Here is a 2,005-nt window from a genome sequence, read left to right on the forward strand (position 1 = left end):
GGATCTTCGGCGCGACCACGCCGTCGCCGCAGTCGATGGCGTACTGCACGTCCCTCAAGACGTGAGCCAAACACACTTGGTGGACCCGCCCGAGTTCCTGCTGGCCGGCGTAGCGGTCGGAGATCCACACCTCGGGCTGGTGCGCGCCCAGAACCGCGGCAGCCACCGCCCGGCCCCGGCTCGGCGCGATGGTGTGCAGCACGGCCTCATCGGAATGGAACACCCACTGCCAGTGTGTCACGCCGTTGACCCGCGTCGTCGTCTCGTCCGAGGCGATGATGGAAGCCCCCAGGAGTTTAGCCTTGATCGCCTTCCGGGCGGTGTCGAGCGCGGCGCCCATCCGACGGAAGGTGTTGGCAATGGCGCCTTCGGAGATGGTTAGCCCGAACAGCTCTTTCAGCATGCGCGCCAGCCGCTCGAAGCCGACATGATGGCTGTGGTGCAGGTAGGCCAGCAGCGAGCGGATGCCGGGCCCGAACGGCGTCCCCGGCGGCATGGCGGCGGGCGGCTCGGCCCGGTAGCGCCGCCCACACGAACCGCAGCGGCCGCCGAACAGCTCGACCCGCGTCACCACCGGGCGGACTTCGGGCAGGCCGATGTGGTCGTAGCGATGCCGGCACCGCTGTCCCGCCGACGACAGCGCTGTTTGGCAATGCGGGCATTCCTCGGCCAGGCAGCGCTCCGTGCGATCGGGATCGGGCGCGAGTGGCCGCGCGACACCGGGACGGGACGGCCGCGGTTTGCGTTGCCGCTTCGCCTTGCGGGCCTTGCCCCCGGGGCCATCCTGCGAGGGCGGAAGGTGGGAATTTGGCGAGGTCTTCTTCGGTTGGGCGAGCAACGCCTCCAGTTCGGCAATCCGCGCCGCCAGGCGGCTCGATCAGCGCCGCCAGGCGGCTCGATCAGCGCCGCCTGCTCGATCAGCAGGGCGTCCTTCTCGGCCTCACTCAGGCGATAACGCGGCGGAACCGTCATCCCGCCTTTGACCCATGTCCGGCCGCGTAACGCAACACCGGATCGCCAGCCACCCCCAATGCGCGGTGCGCCCGGGTTCCATCACGCGCTCAGCTAACCCGGTGAGCAATCACACGTTTTAGCTCGAAGGTGGGTCGTTGAAAGTTGAAAGAATGCTTGCCTGGCTCAGCCGCAATCGACGTTTGGCCAAAGACTATGAACGGTTGCCTGAAACCGGCGAGACCTTCCTCTACATGGCCATGAGCCAAATCCTCATTAAACGGCTGGCTAAAGGCCTTGAGCAGATGGCCTGAACTTTGCGGCTACTTTATCATACCTTCAGCTCAACATCCTCTTACAGCGGTTTGCGTTGAATCTGGATCGCTTTGGAGCGTGACGTTACCCGACAATGCGGGGGCACGGAGATAGGCGCATCAGGTTTGGCGCACGACGCTGTAATACAGCCAGCGATCCTCGCGCAGCGTGACCAAGTGTAGCGCGTCGTCCTCAAGGAAAAGTCGGTCCATGTTGGTGCAGACGCGCCGCTGCCACGCCCGAACGCACACCGGACAGGCCGGAGATCCACAGCGCTTGTCACGGCGACAGCGGCGAAGCGCGGCGGCGAGCGCGCGATCTGCACCGTCACCGCGACGAAGCGTGGCGACGCGATCGAGCATTTCTTCCAGGAAGGCCACAAAATCGGTCTCGCACCGATGGTCGCCAATCTGGCCGAACACCTGTCCGGTCGCCACATCGAACCCGGCGATCAGGGTCTGGGGGCCGGCGAATACACTCGGACTCCCGCCGTTCAACAGCACCTGGGCACAGGAGCAAGCCCGGCACACTGCGTTCCAAAGCCTGAACGAGGCGGTGCGCACCCCGGCCAATGCTGCTGTTCCGGCGGCCGATTCTTGTGCCAGGACGGAGATCATCCGCGAAGCAGGAGTGTGGAGCGTCAGAGCGGCAAGCTGTCCACTACCCAACGCTCCGACACCATATTATTGAAACATCTGTAGCTCCATCTGGAGCATCTCGCGTAAAGCTGGAGCTGCCT

General features: G+C 65.0%; 2 protein-coding genes and 1 pseudogene. 1 reads left to right on the forward strand and 2 read right to left on the reverse strand.

Annotation, left to right across the window (positions count from 1 at the left end; genetic code table 11):
- Positions 1-972 (reverse strand): annotated as a pseudogene (tnpC, locus tag AC5JJ6_RS11670) (IS66 family transposase); the annotation flags it as partial.
- 152 nt (positions 973-1,124) lie between these two features.
- On the opposite strand from tnpC, the gene AC5JJ6_RS11675 reads away from it, so the two are divergent.
- Positions 1,125-1,265 carry a hypothetical protein gene (locus AC5JJ6_RS11675; protein WP_496042191.1) on the forward strand — a complete coding sequence of 47 codons (141 nt, stop codon included), beginning with the start codon at positions 1,125-1,127 and terminating at the stop codon, positions 1,263-1,265.
- Positions 1,266-1,385: 120 nt separating this feature from the next.
- Here the strand turns inward: AC5JJ6_RS11675 and AC5JJ6_RS11680 are convergent, their stop codons facing one another.
- Positions 1,386-1,883 (reverse strand): hypothetical protein, encoded by a 498-nt coding sequence (locus tag AC5JJ6_RS11680; RefSeq protein WP_496042192.1) that lies wholly within the window; start codon positions 1,881-1,883, stop codon positions 1,386-1,388.
- Between the last annotated feature and the right edge of the window lie 122 nt (positions 1,884-2,005).

Source organism: Skermanella sp. (assembly GCF_059503625.1).